Origin of the sequence: Komagataeibacter melaceti (assembly GCF_003403295.1) — a bacterium.
Lineage (GTDB): Bacteria > Pseudomonadota > Alphaproteobacteria > Acetobacterales > Acetobacteraceae > Komagataeibacter > Komagataeibacter melaceti.
In genome coordinates this window covers 1-18,326 of record NZ_QUWV01000083.1, presented here as the reverse complement: position 1 = coordinate 18,326, position 18,326 = coordinate 1, and the positions used below count along the sequence as shown (strand labels likewise).

Genomic DNA, 18,326 nt, shown 5'->3' with positions numbered 1-18,326 from the left:
CGCTCAGCGTGCCGTAACCGTGGTGGTGGATGACGCCGTGCGCGCCAGCATTATGGGCCGGTTCAGGTCTTCCACCAGTGTTTCGGGCCGCACGAAAGTGCCCGGTGTAACGGCCCGGACAATATAGGCGGCATGGAACTGGTGCGGGTCCAGCGGCTGTTTTGGCCCGTCCCCGCTGTCATCCTCGTTATCAGGCAGCGGCGCATCCGGATCATTGACCCGCATCACCGCAACGAACCTGTCATCCCGCGCGACGGCACTGAGCGGCCGGTTCAGGTGGCCCAGGAATTTGTAGGCCTCGTTCTCCGGTCCAATCACGGATTCGATTTCCCACCCGGCGGGCAGCAGGTCAACAAGACCGATCTGATGCATATCGTTATCCGCCACCTCACCATCAAATCGCATGATGAAGCGGTCATTCTGGCCCAGATGCGTCACATCGACGGGTTCCCCGCTCAGGCTGACCGCGCTGGCTGTCAGGACCATGCCGCTACCGATCTGCCGGACCGGCCCGACCGGAGTGCCGTGTACGGTCAGTGTGCGATAGAGGGGCCTGACACCAATGTTTTCCATGCTGATCCCCTGCGCCAGTGCCTGTTCGCCCAGGGGGAACACGGCTGGCAGGTGCAGCGGGTCGGCACTGGTTGTATTGCCCACCCGTACACGCCGCCCCGGCTCATCACGCTCCAGCGCTGCCGCGGCATCCAGCAGGGATGTCTGTTCCGTCCCGTCCAGTTCCGAAGCCGCGAGCTGCAGGGAGAGGAACCGCCGGATCAGCGCGCGCGCCCTGTTCCCGTCATGCGCCTCGGCCGCCAGTGCGGCCAGCCCCGACAGGTCACGAACATAGCGCCAGTACCCGATATCCAGCAGGCTGGGGCGTCCCGTCCTGGCTGGTCCCAGCGCGCTTTCGGCCTGATCGAACAGTTGCGCCGCCTGATCGGGCATGTCGTCCAGCGCAAGGGCGGCGGCCACGTGCCCGATGGCCAGCGGCAGGGCATGCGCCTTTTCCGCCGCCGCGTCCGCCCATAGCAGATAGGTGTTTCCATTCTGGCGCGCTGCGGTCAGGTCGGCGGCAAGCGCCTGTATGGCGTCCGGCCGCAGCCGCCCCGCGCGGGCAAAAACATAGGCGGCATAGGCGCGCGAATTCCGGTCAAACGAATCATCATCGCCACCCGCCTGCAACTGCTGGCTTTCAATCTGGTCCATCAGCAGGTTGTAGGCCGCATCGGGCACATCATAGCCTGCCGCCCGGGCGCGGGTCAGGAAATCAGCCAGATAGTCCTGCATCTCGGGCAGGCTTTCCCCGTCATACAGACGCCACTGGCCAATGGTGCCGCCCCCGTCCTCGCGCGCCAGAACGGTATCAATGGCGGACTGCACCTTTTCATGCACGCTGGCCCGTGTCTCGCCCGTGCCCAGCAGCGCCGGATTGTCGAGATACAGCAGCGGGCGCGCCTGCGCCGCCAGATCTTCCGATGAACCCCACATCGCGGTCTGCAACGCCTGAAGCAGGCCGATCGTATCCAGCCCCTCCGCCGCCGAGAAACCGGCCGTGACCTTTACGTCCCCCTTTGCCAGCCCGGCCAGCATCTCCGGCCCGATGGTCACTTTCGCCCCTGGCGCGAACGCTGCCGAGGTGGACTGGGTATAGGGCAGATGGCCCGGACGTATTTCCATCGACCAGTCACGCACCGCCAGCGGGGCCGATGTGCCCGGCACAGTCAGCACAGCATGGAAATGGACGATACCGGCATGGTCGGCCACCAGCGTAACCGGCGCGTCATGGCGTGCGCCGGGCGCCAGCGTGGCGGTAACGGAAGCCTCCGTGCCAAAATGGAGCGCCCCCGTTGCCGTCAGGGCCACGTGATAGGCCTGGTTGCGGCCATCATTATTCACGATCGAGAGCAGGGAGCGTGCGCTGTCACCCGGCGCAAGGAAGCGCGGCAGCGTCAGGTCCGGAAAGACGGGATCGCGGATCAGGGTATCCGCCGTGGCCGTGCCGATCCCGTCCGCCGTCCAGGCGGTGGCCATCAGGTGTAGCTGGCCTTCAAAATCAGGCACGTCCAGCGTGACGGTGCCATGGCCATGGGCATCGGGCGTGACCTCGCCTGAAAACAGCGCGACGGTGCGCGCCGTCGTGACCGACAGTGCGCTGCCCTGCGCGAAGGCGGCATCCCCGCCCGCCCGGATGCGGCCGGGCTCTGCATTGTCCAGCAGGAGGCGGCTGTAATTGTCGGTCATGTCCACGCCAAGCCCCTGTTGGCCGAACATGGTCCGGAACAGGTCGGGCTGGTGGAAATCCGTCAGGTTGAGAACGCCCTGGTCAACGGCGGCCAGCGTGAGCCGGATGGGTCTGCCTGCCGTCGCCCCACCGACATCCACGGGAATGTTCAGCCGCTGGCGGGGAAACGCCTTGTCCGGCGCATGCACGGCGATGGAGAGATGATGCCTGTCGTTATTCACGCCAATCCATGCCAGCCCCACGGCGCGAACCGGGTCATGCGGGCGGTGGGGGGCGGAAAGCGGCCGGTACAGCGTGACCAGCGCATAGGCTCCCTGCCCCCATCGGGCATCCGCCGTAACAGGCACGTCCAGCCCCTGTGCCGGCACATCTAGCACGCGGGTGGACAGGATGTGATCCGTCGCGATCATCAGTTGCGCCCGCCCCGCGAAGCCACCGGCAATATGCACCTGTGTCGTGCCGTTGGGCGGAATCCGGGCATCCCGGGCCGTAACGGTCAGACGGTCGGGTGCGTCACTGCCCTCCTGCGTGAACCAGCCGACTTTAATGGTGGTGGAACTCGCCGCCCCCGTGGCGGGGTCGCTGACCGTCAGGCGGTACTGTCCCGCATCAAGGCTCTGCGTCAGATGGGCAAGGCCCCTGCCATCGGTGCGCGTATCGCCTGCGTCGACCGGCACATCCACCGTATGGACCGTGTAGCTCCAGCCGCTCCGGCTGTCGCCGGTCCAGTCATAGATCTGGTTCAGCCGTGACAGGGTCCAGTGTAGTCCCCCTGTCGCGACGGGATGACCATCCGGGTCGATGGTGACGATATCCGTGGGCACCGCCACGGTCCCATCAGTACCCGCAGGCGGCGTTGCGCGCAGTCCGATCAGTTCATGCGTGCGGCGCACCGGTATGGACAGGCTCCGCATGACCTCCCGCCCTGCGGGATCGGAAAAACCGGCATCAATCCTGATTTCAAGCGGGCGCGTGCCGCCTGCCGGAATGGCGGGCGTGAGCGAGACGGTGCTGTTGCCCTGCGCATCGGCATCGGGAATGTCGAGCCGGTCCGCGATGTCGGGTTCCGCTTCATTCTCCAGCCCGAACGCCCAGCCTGCATAAGCAGGAACCGGGGTGGACATGGCCCTGACGCTGTAGCTGCCCTCGCCATGCAGTCCGGCCCCGGGCGCGCCATAGAGATACCGCGTTGAAAGATGCACCTGCACCGGGCTGTCCGGCTGATAGACCATGGGGCTTGCGGTCATGGTCATGGATATTGTCTGGGGCCGGAAATCATCGACCTGGAAATTGACCTTGCCAACCGGGGGCAGGGTCGGGTCGGTAAAGACATCCAAACGCCACGGCCCCAGTTGCGCGCTGCGGCCCAGCGGCAGGGGCAGGACAAAGCCGCCATCGGCGTTGCCCGGCCGCATGAAGCGCCGGTCTTCGGTATTATCGGGGCGGTGCAGGACGAATGTAAGCGGCTGGTCGGGCACGGCCATGCCCGACCTGTCACGCAGCAGGGCGACGAGCTGCACCGTCTCGCCGGGGCGGTAGATGCCCCGGTCGGTTTCCAGCAATGCGGTACGGGCGGAAGGTGCAGGTGTTGCCTGCGGTGTCAGGTCGGAAAAATCAAACCACGGCCGGTTCAGCCGCAGCATGGTGAAATCATCGGGCGTGCTGGCGCGCAGTTGCACCGCTTCCGCGCCATGCTTTCCACGCAGCAGTCCGGCATCGAAATGGGCCTGCCCCTGCACGTTGGTTGTAGTCGTGGCCAGTTCGTCCTGACCGGCGGAAACAAGCGAGACCTTTACGCCCGGCATGGGCTGGGCCGTGGCGTAAGACCGCGCGGTGGCCCATAGCCCGTCGCTGCCACGCGTGGCGGACAGTCCGATATTGCTCAGGCTGATCCAGTGGACGGCAAGCGGCGGGGCGGAAAAGGCCAGGTCATCATTCCCGTCAGCCGTGCCGGATGGGCGGGCTGGCGTGGGGCTTTCCGCCGTGATGAGATAGAGGCCATCATGCTGGTCATGGGTGATGGCACCCAGTGGAAAGGCCGTGGCCCGCAGGCGGTTTTTCTGGCCGCCCGTCTCGAGCGTGCCCTGCCAGACTTCGGTCAGCCTGCTGGACAGCAGTGCGTGGAAGACCCCGCTATCCATCGTGGTCTGCGCCACGTCGATATCCGGGTAATCCCCCATGCCCACACCCTGCGTCATGCGCTGCGACAGGTGATAGACATGCACGCGCACCACCGGCATGTTGACGGTCTGGACAACGACATTGCCCGAGACATCACGCGGGAGGACATATCCATCCCCCCCGATCGCCACCATGGGCGCGCGTTCGCCAAAATGCGCCGACAGTGTCAGCGGGGCTGCCAGCATTTCATTCGCGGCGGAACGGAAACCGGGGGCCACGGCGATATGGTAGGCGGTCTCATAGGAAAGCCCGCCAAGGCAGAAGCGGTTATCCTCGACACGGGGGATAAAGTGGGTGGCGGGGGTAAGCGTGACATGCCCGGCCAGTTCATCCGTGCGCGACGCATCGAGCGCACCATTGAAAACCAGGCAGATTTCCGGATGTTCGCCGCCCGCATTGATACGGGTCCGGCTGAAGGAGAAAGGGGAAGGATCTTCGGCGGCCTGTGCCTGCCCATATGACAATGGCACAATCGCGGCCAGTAATGCCGCAACAGTCCCCCATTTCCACCCGTTCATTATTCTTCCGCCGTACAATGATTCTGCAATAAACCTCGCACGGCCAGCTACCTGTGACCAGACCCGCCACCGTCAGGGCAGGAAACTGACAGGAAAATCTATGGTGGAAAAAGGAACCGGCCCCCTGCCCTCACGTTTCATGACCGGAAGGCACGGTCATGCGGGACAGGCAGGAAATACCGGGGGCAGATACGCAATGTGGCGCCATACCGGGGGATATGACGCCACGCGCGGGGTAAAGTTTTTGGGGTTGGGACTGGCTTAGAAAGCCGCCTGAATACGCCCGGCGACGGAATTGCCGTGGCGGCCCATGATGTTCTGGGCAACGCTGTTGTCGCTTACGATGAAGTGGTTGAAATCAAGCATGAAGCGGAAATGGCGGTTCGGATACCAGTTCACGCCGCCGGACCAGACCGTCTGCTGCCCGCCACGCACGGCCGTGACACTGTTGCCCAGCCCACTGTTCAGATCGGCCACGCTGTAACGGCCCGAGATTTCCAGCGCACCCCAGTAACCATGCGCGGGATCGAATGCGTGATCCACACCCGGTGCGGAGAATGCGCCTTCCTTGATGTTGTAGCTGCGCGGCGCGCCGAACAGGGTGTAGTTGGCCGCGCCATAGTAACCCTGGAAGTTCACGGTGCCGCCCGCATTGCTCACATTGCCCACGGAACCGGCCGTGTTGTCACCGCGGGTGATGCCGATGTGGTAGTATTCACCCTTCAGCACAAGCCGCTTCCACCGGAAGCCCAGTTCCGGGCCGGCGGACCACATGCTGCCGACATTGCCCACAGTGGCGCTGAGCAGCTTGGTCGTGGTCAGGTCAACTTCCGGGGCCTCGCTCATCGCAACCGATGTGCGCGCGCCACCACCGGCGGCATTGGTCTGGGCCATCTTGAAGGCACTGATGGCCGACAGGCCGACATGCACGTCTATGTCCTTTGACACATACGGACGGCCCGCGACACGGAAGGTTGCGCCGGTCTGGCTGTCATAGACATTGCCCGCGCTACGGGCGCCATAGCTCTGGCCCGTCAGGTAACCCGCAATCCACCAGCGCTTGTCATAATGCAGGGCACCCAGGCTCATGCGGGCGTCACCGGCGGCGATGTTGCGCACCATGTCGGTGATGGCGGGGCGTTCCATCATCTCGAATTCGTTCGAGCTTTCGGAATCTTCTTCCGTCACGCGCGGCTGGAAGTAACCGGCGGTGATGATGGTGTTGTGGAACCCGGCGTAGTTAAGGTTGGCTTCATACAGCGTGGCCGAACCATCGTGGCTGCTGGAGCCGAAATCCGGGGTGATGTTGGCGATCCAGTTCTTGTAACGGAACGAGATGGGAATACGCAGGCGGCGGGCATTTTCCGTAAGACCCGCGAAATCGCCCTTGCTTTCGCCCCTGCGCGGCGACATGCCCATGAAACCGCCGATATCTTCATGGAACGCCAGGCCGATGGACATGGCGTACATCCCGTCCTCGGTGGAAATGGTGGGGCGCCCGCCGGGGAAGCCCACGATCATGCCGCCCATATGCACCGCCTCTTCCTTCTCCGTCGCCGCGCGGAAGGAAGCCCACGATGAGGAAACGCCACGATCCGACGGCGGGGTGCCAAGATCGGCCTTGTGCAGCAGGTTCATCGTATTGGCGCTTTCATCACCGATACGGATGTCATGCGCGTAGCTGTCCGGCAGGGGCTGACCCTTGGCGGCCGCGACGCGGCGGGCCTGCGCAGCATTGGCCGCCGTGGGGGAAGTATGCGTTTCGGCACGAGCAAGACGCTGGCGCAGCACGCTGATCTGTCCTGACATCTCGCGCCGCATTTCCTGCATTTCGTGCTGCAGGGCCAGAATCTGCGCATCCGATGCGGATGGCGCGGATGCCGCGGATGCGTGGTGAGATAAGGATATCCCCCATATGGCTGAAGACCCAAGAAAGAACGATACAGCGGACCGGCGAATCATATTAATCATTCCGTAATGAAGGACGGGTCCATTTAGAATGACTGATATGTTCTGTGTGTTATGTTTCGAATACAGTTTTATGAAGGTTTTATGACAGCGCCATATACAAATAAACCCGCCCGGAATCCGGACGGGTTTATTTAGGCTTTACTTGTTATAACGCGTTATTTGGCGCTGTCCCACTGGTGCAGGATGTCCGCCTTCACATTGGCGGGCACGGGCACGTAATCAAGACGATAGGCCGCCGCGTCGCCATTGCTCAGCGCATAGCCAAAGAACTTGCGCACCGCCGCGCCATGCGTGGCCTTGGCGGTCGGCACGGGCACCAGCACATAGGTGGGGGAGACGATCGGCCACGCGCCAGCACCGTTCGTGTCCAGCAGGTCCACGGCGAAGTGCGAGGCGTCACGCCAGTCAGCGGCCTCGGCCGCGCGGCTGAAGCTGTCCATGCCGGGGGCGACAAAGGCGCCGCTATGGTTCTTGAGCTTGACGGTCGTCATATGCGCATTGGCGGCGAAGGCATATTCGACATAGCCGATCGCCCCTTCGGTATTGCGCACGGAAGCCGCCACGCCGTCATTCCCGCGCGCGCCAATGCCGCCGGGCCATGCGATGGAAGCCCCGGCACCCTGCCCTTCGCGCCATTCGGGCGACACGCGGGCGAGATAGCCGGTAAAGACCGCCGTCGTGCCGGAGCCATCGGCACGGTGGACCGTGGCGATGTCGGTGTCGGGCAGTTTCAGGCCGGGATTGAGTGCCGCGATTTTCGGGTCATTCCACTGCCCGATCTCGCCACGGTAGATGGCGGCCAGCGTCGGGCCATCAAGCTGGAGCTGGTTGGTTCCGATGCCCGGCAGGTTGATGACCGGCACGATCCCGCCCATGACGGTAGGAAACTGGAACAGGTGCGCGTTTTCCAGCTTCTGCGTTTCCATCGGCACGTCGGATGCGCCAAAATCAACCGTGCCCGCCAGAATCTGGTTCTGCCCGGCGCTGGAGCCCACGGTCTGGTAATTCAGCTTAACGTCGGCAGCACGCCCGCTATCCGCCCCCCAGGCTCCGTAAATGGGTGCGGCGAAGCTGGAGCCTGCGCCCGTAATATCGGCGGCATGCGCCATGACCGGCAGTGCGGTCGCCGCCAGCAGGGCGCATGTTAGGATTCGAGCAGGAAAGTACATAATACTCATGTTCTCCGACATGAAGAAAACAGACATGTCTGGCTATCCGGCAGACAGGTGGGACACTAGATAACTGGTCCCGCAAATAAAAATGATATGTCCATGACAGTTTTATGAAGGAAATATGAACCCCTTCGCATGGACGCTACCGCCATGTCCCGAACATGAAAAAGGGGCACGCAAGACCCTGCCAGCCATCCGTGCCCCCCTGTTGTATTACTCTCCGTCAGGCAGTGCCGGTCAGGCGCGGCTGTACACATCCTCCAGCCGGACAATATCGTCCTCGCCCAGATAGGGGCCGGACTGTACCTCGATCAGCGTCAGGGGAATGCGGCCGGGGTTTTCCAGCCGGTGAATGGAGCCGAGGGGCAGATAGACACTCTCGTTCTCACGCACCAGAATGATTTCGTCATTGCGCGTGACCTGCGCCGTGCCTTCCACCACCACCCAGTGCTCGGCACGGTGGAAATGCTTCTGCAGCGACAGTTTCTGCCCCGGTTCAACCACGATCCGCTTGACCTGAAAGCGCGTGCCCTCGATCAGGGATTCATAAAAACCCCATGGGCGGTAGCAGCGCCGGTGGGCTGTCGCTTCCTTGCGCCCAGCCTGCTTCAGTTCCGTTACAATGGCCTTTACATCCTGCGCATGGTCACGGTGAGCGACCAGCACCGCATCCTCGTTCACCACCACCAGCAGGTCATGCACGCCCGCCACCGCCGTCAGCACGCCATCGGTGCGGATGTAGCTGTTGGTGGAGTTGTTCACGATCACATCGCCTATGGTCGCGTTGCCCTGGCCATCCTTGGGGCTGAGTTCCCACAGCGCGTCCCAGCTTCCTACATCGAACCAGCCGAAATCAGCGGGGATGACGGTCATGAGGTCCGTACGTTCCGCCACGGCATAGTCGATCGAGATATCGGGCGAACGGGCAAAGGCCGCCGCATCCAGACGCTCGAAATCAAAATCCGTCTGCCGTGCCTTCACCGCCTCCCTTACGGCGGTCAGGATCTCGGGCTCGAATTTTTCCATCTCCTGCAGCATGGTGCGGGCGGTAAACACGAACATGCCGGAATTCCACAGGAAACGACCGGACTCGAACATGCTGGCCGCACGCACGGCATCCGGTTTTTCGACAAATTTCGCAACCGCATACGCCCCGTCATAACCGGGCAGTTCCGCGCCCTTTTCAATATAGCCGTAGCCAGTTTCCGCCTTGGTCGGCACCATGCCGAATGTGACGATACGCCCCGATCGCGCCACCCGCACGGCCAGATCAAGCACGGGGGGCACGTTCTCCGGCTTGAGCAGGGCGGCATCAGCCGCCATGACCCACAGCACGGCGTCGGGGTCGGTCTCGGCGGCAAGCAGGGCGGCGACGGCTATGGCCGGGGCCGAATTGCGGCCCATGGGTTCGAGCACGATGCGCGGCGCGGTAATCCCCACCTCACGCAACTGTTCGGCCATGATGAAGCGGTGTTCGTTATTGCACACGACAACAGGCGCTGAAAAACCCGGCCCATGGCTGCGCAGCGCCGTTTCCTGCACCATTGTCAGGCGCGAGACCAGTGGCCAGAACTGCTTGGGATAGGAACTGCGCGAAACGGGCCACAACCGGCTGCCACTTCCACCCGACAGGATAACCGGAACCACGGGGGAGGAAGGATGCCGCGCCGCTGCTTGCATGATGGAGGCCACCAGTTTTACTCCTGAAAAAACACGCTATGTCATGCGCCTTAAAGTTTGGTCGTATTCTTGCTTTTTACTATAAAATCCTGCCGGACCGGGGTGTCTGCGGCATGGTCTGGCTCCCGTTCACTGCACTTTCTGCCCGCTCGAGCGCAGGGCATCAAGTGAAGCGCGGAGCTGCATCATCTGTTCATAATCGGCAATCTGCTGGTGGCGGGCGGCAACCAGAATGGCATCGACATGGATGACCAGCTTGCGCAGCCGCCAGAACTGCTCCTGATCCATGATCAGGGTGCGCGACATGTCCTCCAGCGCGCCGACCTGCACGTACCTGCTGTTATGGACCGGGTCATCATGCAGGGATTCGACAAAGATCGGGACAAAGCACAGTTCGACATTGCACGGTGCCGGCTGGAAGGGGCGCGTGTCATGCCCGTCATAAACCTTGACGCGGCTGATATCGAATTTGCGGTATTCCTGCAGGAGCCACGCCTTCTGTTCGGGTGAGGCGAGGCGGTCGAACTCCGCACGGGTAATGTCCAGAAAGACGCGGCGGTTCCTTATGACCGTCTGGTCATAGTCCGCAAGCTGGCGGGCATAGGCCGCTTCCTCCTGCGAATGTTTCATGATGATGTTGTGCCGGGCGAAATTCGCGTCGCTGTGGTTGTTCCAGTTCAGGTAACCCATCAGCCCGCCAGCCAGCCCCAGCAGCACCGGCACGGCCATGCAGGCCCACCAGTGCCGCCTGACAAACGCCACCACGCCTGTTGCACGCCTGTCTGTCCACGCCAGATCCATCCAGCGGCTCTCCCCGTCCTACCTGCCAGAAATGCATCATACCCCGGAGCGTTCCCTGCCGCTGGCCCGTGGGATCATTTTTTTCCGGCGCTGTCACCCTAGCAGAGCACACCCTGACCTGCCATGCATGGAACAGGATTCCGCCTTCCACCCCCAGCCCCGGATCTGGTCCTGTATGCCGCGCGCTCTTTCCTGCCTGATTGCCTGCCTGGCGGCGCTTTTGCCGTCCGCCATCCCGCGCCCTGCCAGTGCCACGCCCGCGCCTGCCGTGCTGGAGCGCGTGGTGCTGGTCGCGCGCCATGGCGTGCGCAGTCCCACCCAGCCACTGGCCCGGATCAATGCCGCGACCCGTCGCATCTGGCCGGCATGGCCGGTCGCACCGGGGGAACTGACATTACAGGGCCAGCACGATCTGGCGCTGATGGGTGCGGCACTTGGCGCCCATTACCGGCAGGCCGGGCTTCTTCCACCCGGGCAGGCATGTCGCCCCGGCGCGCTTGCCATCTGGTCCGACGCGGCGGCCCATCGCACCATGCAGACAGGCGGGATCATGGGGCAGGCCATGCTGCCTGGCTGCGCCGTAACCAATGCCAGCCTGCCCGCGGGCACCGCCGACCCGGTGTTCAACAGCCTGCCACGCACGCCTGATCCCACGCTGCGCGCCGCGATCATGACCAGCCTGACCGCCGAACTGGCTGATGACCAAAGCCACTACCCGGCGGAAGTAAATCGCGCGCAGGCACTGATGCAGGACATGGTGTACCCGGCCGGATGCGTGGCAGGCGCACCATGCTTTACCGGGCCGGACAGGGCGACATGGAAGAAGAACGCCCCGCATCTGGAGGGCGGGCTGTCACTCTCCGCCGAGATGGCCGAGAACATGCTGCTGGAATACGCGCAGGGCATGCCGCCGGACTCCATCGGCTGGGGGCATGCGGACATGCGGCGCACGCTTGACGCCATCATGCCCGCCCACACCCATGCCAGCCGCCTGCTGCGCCGCCTGCCCGCTTTTGCCCTTGCGCGCGGGCATGTGCTGGCGGGCCTGATGACCGACCTTGCGGCAGGGCGGCCTGTCACGCTGCCGGACCACAGCGTTATTGCGCCGACCACCCCGGTCATCCTGTTTGCCGGGCATGACACGACGCTGGACATGCTGGCGGCCATTTTCGGGCTGGACTGGTCCTTTGCCGACCTGCCGGACCCGACTGGCCCCGACACCACGCTGGGCTTCGAGACATGGCGGCAGGTCGATGGCACGCGGATGGTGCGGGCCGTAATCTTCCATCAGGGGCTGGACGCGCTGCGCAGCGGGCAGCCCGGCGTCGCGCAACCCGATGTGCTGCCGCTGCCCGCCTGCCAGTCCGGACCGCAGGGACAATGTAAGCTGGATGATTTCGTGCGGGTATTCACCGCGCGGCTGAACGCGGCCCCTGCCTGAATAATTCCACGGCTGCGAGCCGCCCGTTACGAAGCGGATGCCAGCCGGAAGAAGCGCAACCCGCCCCCCGGCCGCCCGTGGCGTGCAAGCGCATGGGCCAGCCGGGTGCGGGTGACGGTCGTGGCAATCCGTTCATCCAGTTCCATCACGATGAACCGTCTGCTCCCGCCATCGGTTGCGTTCAGGTCCATCACGGCCTGCGCTGTGGTGCCCGAACCGCCAAAGGCATCCAGCACCAGCGCATCCGGGCGGGCACAGAGCGCACTGAGCAGGTAGCGCACCAGCGGCACGGGCTTGGGGTAGTCAAAGCGCACGCCCTGCCGCGCCAGACCAGCGGCGGCCTGCTGCACGGTGCCCATGCCCTCCAGCACGGTCAGGATATGGCTGGCCTGCGCATCACGGTCCTTTTCCATGAAGACCGCACCGCTCGGCGTCAGGTAAAAACGGGTTTTCAGGCCGCGCCGGTCACGAATGTCCCTGAACCCGCCCGCGATGAAGGCCGCGCACTGGCGGCGTGAACTCCACCCGCTGCGCAACGTGACCGGGCGGGCCAGCCTGCCCCCGCGCACGATGATCGGCGTGGTGAAACGCGGCCAGAACCCGGCCGCCGGGGGGCTTATGTCGCCCGTATCAAAACTGGCCGGAAAGCCCGCGGGCAGCACAAGGTCCGATACCGGGTTGCGCGGCCCGTTCTTGACAATGGTGTTGCGGATGACCGGCCGCCGCAGCTTGCTGCGCGCCCCGACCTGTGGCGCGAGCACGCGGCCGGGCACAAAACGCCGCGCATCACGCGCAAACGCCACCACATATTCATGATTGGTCTTGATGCGGCTGTGGTTGTCCATATTGCCCGTATTGACCCAGACGAACGTGGCCAGAAAGTTTTCAGGCCCGAACACTTCCTCCATCAGCAGCCGCAGGCGCGGGTATTCACGGTCATTGATACAGCAGGCGATCACGCCATGTTCCGCCAGCAGCCGCCGCAGCATGATCAGGCGCGGGTAGATCAGGCACAGCCACCTGTCCTGTCGTGACAGGGTGCGGGCTTCAGCACCCAGTACCGTCTCCAGCCAATGCAGCACGGCGGGGTCACTGGCGCTGTCATCATACAGCCAGTCCCGCCGCCCGGTATTATAGGGCGGATCGGTCAGCACCATATCCACCCGGCCCGCCAGATCGGGCATGAGCGCGGCCAGCGCGGCCAGGTTGTCACCCTGTATGATCCAGTCCCGCGCATCCGCCGCGCCACAGGACAGCGCCGGGTCGGGCCGTAGCGTGCCCGCGCGCATCCGCTCCAGCCAGGCGGCGACCGCGTGCTTTCCCTCCCATTCCAGTGTGGCCACCTGCGCTCCCCCGCCAGTTGCGTGCCTGCACACTATTCCCCACCACGCGCCACAAGGGGAGGCCTGCCGGGTCCGCCCAATGCCATATATATTATGTGCGATAATATCTGTGTAAAATACAGGGCTTTTGCAGGCCGACCCGACGGGGCCGAAACCGGCAACCGGAATAATCAAATATTAATTGATCTGCCCTAGCAGGATAGTTGCGTGGTCCGGTCACGCACATGAATCCGGCGTTTTTGCCAGACCCGTTCCAGCCAAGGTAAAGACATTGCCCGCCGCCCCTCCCCTCACCTTGACCCCGACCGAACAGCAGGATCTCAGGATCATCGAGGAGTCAGGCCAGTTTGATGCCGACTTCTACCTCGCAACGCACCGCGACGTGGCCGGATCGGAAATCGACCCGCTGGTTCACTACGTCCGCTACGGTTACCGCGAAGGCCGCCAGCCCAACCGCAATTTCCGCCCCGCCCTGTATCTGGGCCAGCACCCGGAGGCCGGGGCGAAGAACCGCAACCCCTTCGTGCACTTCCTGCAGACGCATGAAGGCTGCCATATCGCCCATCATGGCCTGCTGACCCGCTTCCATCTGGAAGACCTGAGCCTTGGCGCCAGAACGCTGGAGCAGTTGCCGTTTTTCGATCCGCACACCTATCACGACATCAACCGTGACATTGACCGCGCGACCACCGACATGGCCGAGCACGCCCTGCTATATGGCGTGCCGGAGGGGCGGCGCATCTTCGGCGCCCTGCGCGTATCGGAAACGCTGGGCGCGCTGTGCACGGAAACGGGCATGGATGACGCCCATTTTGTCACCCCAAATGGCCCCGTGCCGGACAGTATTGGCGTTTATTACAATACCGGCGGCAATGTATTCATCCACGAAATCGCGGCCGACCTGCAACGCAGCCTGGTGGATGCGGGACTGAACTGCACGCTGCTTGATGAAACAGCCGACCCCGCCAACCGGCCGGAACTGTGCATATTCGTCGCCCCGCATGAGTTCTTTCACCTCGGGCGCGGGCCGCTATGGGCCACGGGCAACATCATCCGCGATGCCCTGATGTTCAATACCGAACAGCCCCAGACACTGTGGTTCGAGCGGGGGATTCCCTTCCTGCTCATGGCGGCCGGGGTAATTGATATCTGTTACCAGATGGCCGAAAGCTTCCGGCGCGCCGGGCTGCCCGCCATTCATTTCACCCCCACCATCGGCCCCGGCCGCGACTATCTGGAAAAGGGCGACATGCGCCATGCCATGGTCCGCGTCCTGCCGCCCGCGTGCCGCAAACGGCCCGATCCCGCCACGCCCTTTGCCGATCGCCAGATCGACATCAGTTTTTTTGGCAATGCGTCCAGCCACCGCGAGAAGTTCTTTGCCCGTAATGCCGCCTTCTTTGCGCAGTACCGCAATTACTTTTACTACCGCAAGTTCCTCAACCCCATCGACAGCAGCCCGCGCGACAATCTCCTGTCACGACTGGCCGCGCATGTTGCCGGGCATTCACGCATTACCCTGAACATTCACCGCGATGACTACGGTTTTTTTGAATGGCACCGCATCGTCAAGGGCGCCATGGCCAACGGGAGCGTGGTGGTGTCCGAACCCTGCCTGCCGCATCCGGTCTTCCGACCCAACGTGCATTTCCTTGAGGAAACGGGCCGCCACATTCCCAACCTGATCGAATGGCTGCTGCACACGCCCGATGGCCGGGCCAGGGCCGAGGCCATACGCAGCGCGGCGCTGAAGCTGATCAGCGCACCCGCGCGTAATCAGGCGCATTGCGAGAAGATACGCGGATTCATCGCGCATGTATGGAGCACGCCCGAAGCATGAGCATCACCGCCCCCTGGATGGCCCCGTGCCAGACCGCCTGCACTTTCAAAAGCCGCCGACGGAAGGCGCCTGACCTTATCAGCGTCTGCATCACCAATTTCAATTATGCCCGCTATATTCTGGATGCCCTAGAATCCGTCGCAACCCAGAGCCACGCAGCGCTTGAACTGATCGTGGTGGATGACTGCTCGGACAGGGATGAGTCCGTGGCCCGCATCACGGCATGGATGGAGGAAAACCACGCACGTTTCTGGCGCTGCACGCTGATTGTCCATACCCGCAATCAGGGGCCGTCCGAGGCACGGAACACGGCGTTCAAACACGCCTCCGGCAGCTTTGTATTCGTGATGGACGCGGACAACACCATCTACCCCCGCGCCATCGGGCGGCTTTATATGGCGGCCTGTGATGGCGGGTTTGACGCCACCTACAGCCAGATCGAGTATTTCGGCCATGAACGGCGCATCGGCTCGGCCGACATATGGGACCCCGCCCAGATGGCGCGCGAGAACTATGTGGACGTGATGGCGCTGATCCGCCGGGAGGCATGGGAAAAGGTGGATGGCTACAGCCATATTGACGAAGGGTGGGAGGATTATGACTTCTGGCTGAAGTTCATAGATCACGGGCTGGAGGTCGCCTACGTGCCCGAAATCCTGTGCCGCTACCGCACCCACGGCAATTCCCGCACCACCAATGACGCCTGGGCCGCGCATGACAGCCTGCGCGCCATCATGGCCTTCCGCCACCCGGCACTCAGCGCGCGTTACCGCCCTGACCCTGCCGGCACGAAGGGGTAGCGGGCGGCCATTTCCGCCCCCTTGCTTTCCGACTATAAGGGCGGCCATGACCCCGCCCGACACCTCCCCCCGCCGGATTATCGTAACCGGATGCGACCATGCCTATTTCGATCTGGTCATGGAACTGGTCGCCTCCATCCGTGAGCACGCCACAACACCCATCGGGGTGATCGACTGCGGCATGGACGGCGGGCAACTGGCACAACTGCATGCGCAGGGTATCCGGGTCATATCGCCCTACATTCCCGATTACGCCCCGATACGGGCAGTCGAACGCCGCCCCAGCCTTGCAATCAACATATGCAAGCTGTGGCTGGACCAGATGCTGCCCGATTTTGACCTGATCCTGTGGATTGATGCCGACGCATGGGTGCAGGACGGGCGCGCTGTCGAGCAGATGTTTGCCGCAGCACAGGGCGGCGCGCTGGCCATCGTGCCTGAAATTGGCGCCAAGATCGCCAACCTGCTGGGGGTGCGCTGGATCTGTCCCGGCTGGATGCAGATCCGCTCGTTCCTGTACAAAAACGCCACCCGCGCCCGCCTGCCATTCAGCATACGCAAGCAGATCGGGGCCAAGCCACTCCTGAACGCGGGGGTATTCTGCCTGCATCGTGACGCACCGATCTGGCCGCTGCTGCGGCGCTGGCAGGCCCGTATCCTGCCCCGCCGCGGCATGGCGTTTACGCAGGACCAGCTCTGTATCGCGCTGGCGGTGTATATTGATGGCGCACCCGTTACGTTTCTGGACAACAGCCACAACTATATCGGCCCCTGGCTGCTGGATGAGACCACCGGCAAGCTGGCCAACCTGTTCTTTCCCCACGCGCCGGTCGGGATCGTGCATATGGCGTCACAGAAGACCATGCGCGCCGCCCTGCATCACACCATAACCGTGCCGACGCTGACGGGCGGGGCGGCACAGCTCAACATCCGCTATGGCGGCATGCGCCAGCGTTCATAAGCGGGGGCTTCTGGTTTCAACAAACTTCAGGGAACACCGCCTTTTTGAAAAAAGGCGGCACCCAAAAACTTTGATCTGTTCAGGCGGGTTGCGCTGTTATGCGGATGCGGGCTTGCCGGTGGCTTCGTCCTGCCTGCGCCCACGCGCCGCCTGCACACGCTCGGCCGCGCTACGGAGCTGCTCGGCCAGGTTCAGGGCCAGTTCCGGTGGCAGCACGGTCACAACCCGCCTGTCGCCCTTGGGCATATGTTCGGGGGATGTGGCCATGAACAGGTCCATCACCACAATAGCGTCCTGCGCTGCCTCCGCGCCACAGCTTACCGTGGGATAGACGACAACCCGGCCGCTTGCATCTCGTTCCTGGTCCATATGCACCATTCCCTTGTCCTGTTGCCCTTGCAGGCGGTTTCCTGAAATCCAGCTACGTCGGGGGCGCCTGCCCCCGGTCAGGTGCGGCGGGGGGCCGGGCGTGTCTGCTCACGCCGCAGTTCCGTCCGCAGTTCCTGTATGGTCTTGCGGGCAATGGCCAGTTCATCACGCACACGGGCAAGCTCGGCCTTGAGCGCGACGATTTCGGCACGCAGGGCGGGAGGATGGTCAGCCATTGACGGTCCCTTTCTTGGTTGTCAGGACGTTTTGACAGCGGAGGCGAAGCGTGAACGCACCTGTTCAAACAGGGTTCGGGCCGCCATATCCTTCGTGTCCGTATGTTCGATATGATGGCGCATGCGGGCCGCGATCTCATCGGCTTTCAGGACATCCGCATCCACCAGCATCTGCATGAGGTCCATGACCACAAGCTGCTGCGCCGCAATCATCTTGACCACGGGCATGACCTTGGCCTGCGCCGCATCGCCCGCTGCCTGCGCAAGGGCCTTGCGCAACTGGTCCGTCATGGCCTGATCGTTCATGATTGTCACAACTCCGCTCTTGTCATCACCGGGCAGGCATGGTGATAGCAAACAGCCAGCGCAGCAATGCCGTCCATGCAGGGCGGCCCCTCCGTTCCCGATGGAACGCCCTCCGCTCAGGACCGTAAACCGCCATGTCCACGCCCACCATCCCCGATGATGAATTACATGTGACCTACATCCTGGCTTCAGGACCGGGCGGGCAGAACGTCAACAAGGTCGCGACCGCCGCCCAGCTACGCTTTGACGCCCGCAATTCCCCCACCCTGTCACAGCGCATGAAACGCAGGCTGGTGGAGATTGCAGGCAGCCGGATGACGGGCGATGGCGTGATCGTGCTGACCGCCCGGCGCTTTCGCAGCCAGATCCGCAACCGTGAGGACGCGGTAGCCCGCCTGCACGACATGATCGCGCAGGCCTGCACTGTGCAGGCCTGCGCGATCATGTCGTGCAGGCGGGCTACCG

At 63.4% G+C, this 18,326-nt stretch carries 14 protein-coding genes; 5 read left to right on the top strand and 9 right to left on the bottom strand.

Annotated elements, in window-relative coordinates:
* Positions 1 to 3: 3 nt before the first annotated feature.
* The 5 genes from DY926_RS10085 to DY926_RS10065 all read right to left on the bottom strand — a co-directional run bounded on the left by DY926_RS10085 (position 4) and on the right by DY926_RS10065 (position 10,565).
* Positions 4 to 4,941, bottom strand: coding sequence for an alpha-2-macroglobulin family protein (locus DY926_RS10085; protein WP_116703244.1), 4,938 nt, complete (start codon positions 4,939 to 4,941; stop codon positions 4 to 6).
* A gap of 261 nt (positions 4,942 to 5,202) precedes the next feature.
* Positions 5,203 to 6,903: an OprO/OprP family phosphate-selective porin gene (locus tag DY926_RS10080; RefSeq protein WP_116703243.1), complete on the bottom strand. Its 1,701-nt coding sequence runs from the start codon at positions 6,901 to 6,903 to the stop codon at positions 5,203 to 5,205.
* A gap of 164 nt (positions 6,904 to 7,067) precedes the next feature.
* Complete coding sequence (pstS, locus tag DY926_RS10075) at positions 7,068 to 8,081, bottom strand: phosphate ABC transporter substrate-binding protein PstS (RefSeq protein WP_186336136.1); 1,014 nt, start codon at positions 8,079 to 8,081, stop codon at positions 7,068 to 7,070.
* 240 nt (positions 8,082 to 8,321) lie between these two features.
* Complete coding sequence (locus tag DY926_RS10070; protein ID WP_116703259.1) at positions 8,322 to 9,764, bottom strand: mannose-1-phosphate guanylyltransferase/mannose-6-phosphate isomerase; 1,443 nt, start codon at positions 9,762 to 9,764, stop codon at positions 8,322 to 8,324.
* Positions 9,765 to 9,893: 129 nt separating this feature from the next.
* Complete coding sequence (locus tag DY926_RS10065; protein WP_116703242.1) at positions 9,894 to 10,565, bottom strand: hypothetical protein; 672 nt, start codon at positions 10,563 to 10,565, stop codon at positions 9,894 to 9,896.
* Positions 10,566 to 10,740: 175 nt separating this feature from the next.
* Here DY926_RS10065 and DY926_RS10060 point away from each other — a divergent pair, with 175 nt between their 5' ends.
* A complete protein-coding gene (locus DY926_RS10060) occupies positions 10,741 to 12,006 on the top strand; it encodes a histidine-type phosphatase (protein WP_241503156.1) in 1,266 nt (421 codons plus the stop codon).
* 26 nt (positions 12,007 to 12,032) lie between these two features.
* Here the strand turns inward: DY926_RS10060 and DY926_RS10055 are convergent, their stop codons facing one another.
* The gene (locus DY926_RS10055) at positions 12,033 to 13,349 is read right to left on the bottom strand and encodes a site-specific DNA-methyltransferase (protein WP_116703240.1); all 1,317 of its coding nucleotides are present in this window, start codon (positions 13,347 to 13,349) and stop codon (positions 12,033 to 12,035) included.
* A 271-nt stretch (positions 13,350 to 13,620) separates the two neighbouring features.
* On the opposite strand from DY926_RS10055, the gene DY926_RS10050 reads away from it, so the two are divergent.
* From DY926_RS10050 to DY926_RS10040, 3 genes are read left to right on the top strand one after another with little or no spacing between them, the layout of a single operon-like run.
* A complete protein-coding gene (locus DY926_RS10050; RefSeq protein ID WP_241503155.1) occupies positions 13,621 to 15,189 on the top strand; it encodes a CgeB family protein in 1,569 nt (522 codons plus the stop codon).
* Entirely contained in the window at positions 15,186 to 15,989 is an 804-nt protein-coding gene (locus DY926_RS10045; protein WP_116703238.1) for a glycosyltransferase family 2 protein, read from the top strand. The genes DY926_RS10050 and DY926_RS10045 overlap by 4 nt, the downstream gene beginning before the upstream one ends.
* 46 nt (positions 15,990 to 16,035) lie before the next feature.
* The gene (locus DY926_RS10040; RefSeq protein ID WP_116703237.1) at positions 16,036 to 16,950 is read left to right on the top strand and encodes a glycosyl transferase; all 915 of its coding nucleotides are present in this window, start codon (positions 16,036 to 16,038) and stop codon (positions 16,948 to 16,950) included.
* A 96-nt stretch (positions 16,951 to 17,046) separates the two neighbouring features.
* On the opposite strand, the gene DY926_RS10035 is transcribed toward DY926_RS10040, so the two are convergent.
* From DY926_RS10035 to DY926_RS10030, 3 genes are all read right to left on the bottom strand, one after another.
* Positions 17,047 to 17,319: a hypothetical protein gene (locus tag DY926_RS10035; RefSeq protein WP_186336134.1), complete on the bottom strand. Its 273-nt coding sequence runs from the start codon at positions 17,317 to 17,319 to the stop codon at positions 17,047 to 17,049.
* Positions 17,320 to 17,396: 77 nt separating this feature from the next.
* On the bottom strand, positions 17,397 to 17,555 hold the full coding sequence (locus tag DY926_RS17540; RefSeq protein WP_186336133.1) for a hypothetical protein: 159 nt from the start codon (positions 17,553 to 17,555) through the stop codon (positions 17,397 to 17,399).
* A gap of 21 nt (positions 17,556 to 17,576) precedes the next feature.
* On the bottom strand, positions 17,577 to 17,861 hold the full coding sequence (locus DY926_RS10030; RefSeq protein ID WP_116703235.1) for a hypothetical protein: 285 nt from the start codon (positions 17,859 to 17,861) through the stop codon (positions 17,577 to 17,579).
* Positions 17,862 to 17,995: 134 nt separating this feature from the next.
* Between DY926_RS10030 and arfB the strand changes: the two genes are divergently transcribed.
* The coding region (arfB, locus tag DY926_RS10025; RefSeq protein ID WP_116703234.1) for an alternative ribosome rescue aminoacyl-tRNA hydrolase ArfB at positions 17,996 to 18,326 on the top strand (331 nt) is incomplete at its 3' end.

Excerpts from the sequence above, each read along its gene's own strand:
- DY926_RS10085 (WP_116703244.1), bottom strand. The coding sequence starts at position 4,941 with ATGAACGGGTGGAAATGGGGGACTGTTGCGGCATTACTGGCCGCGATT.
- DY926_RS10080 (WP_116703243.1), bottom strand. The coding sequence starts at position 6,903 with ATGATTCGCCGGTCCGCTGTATCGTTCTTTCTTGGGTCTTCAGCCATA.
- pstS (WP_186336136.1), bottom strand. The coding sequence starts at position 8,081 with ATGTACTTTCCTGCTCGAATCCTAACATGCGCCCTGCTGGCGGCGACC.
- DY926_RS10070 (WP_116703259.1), bottom strand. The coding sequence starts at position 9,764 with ATGCAAGCAGCGGCGCGGCATCCTTCCTCCCCCGTGGTTCCGGTTATC.
- DY926_RS10065 (WP_116703242.1), bottom strand. The coding sequence starts at position 10,565 with ATGGATCTGGCGTGGACAGACAGGCGTGCAACAGGCGTGGTGGCGTTT.
- DY926_RS10060 (WP_241503156.1), top strand. The coding sequence starts at position 10,741 with ATGCCGCGCGCTCTTTCCTGCCTGATTGCCTGCCTGGCGGCGCTTTTG.
- DY926_RS10045 (WP_116703238.1), top strand. The coding sequence starts at position 15,186 with ATGAGCATCACCGCCCCCTGGATGGCCCCGTGCCAGACCGCCTGCACT.
- DY926_RS10040 (WP_116703237.1), top strand. The coding sequence starts at position 16,036 with ATGACCCCGCCCGACACCTCCCCCCGCCGGATTATCGTAACCGGATGC.
- DY926_RS10035 (WP_186336134.1), bottom strand. The coding sequence starts at position 17,319 with ATGGACCAGGAACGAGATGCAAGCGGCCGGGTTGTCGTCTATCCCACG.
- DY926_RS17540 (WP_186336133.1), bottom strand. The coding sequence starts at position 17,555 with ATGGCTGACCATCCTCCCGCCCTGCGTGCCGAAATCGTCGCGCTCAAG.
- DY926_RS10030 (WP_116703235.1), bottom strand. The coding sequence starts at position 17,861 with ATGAACGATCAGGCCATGACGGACCAGTTGCGCAAGGCCCTTGCGCAG.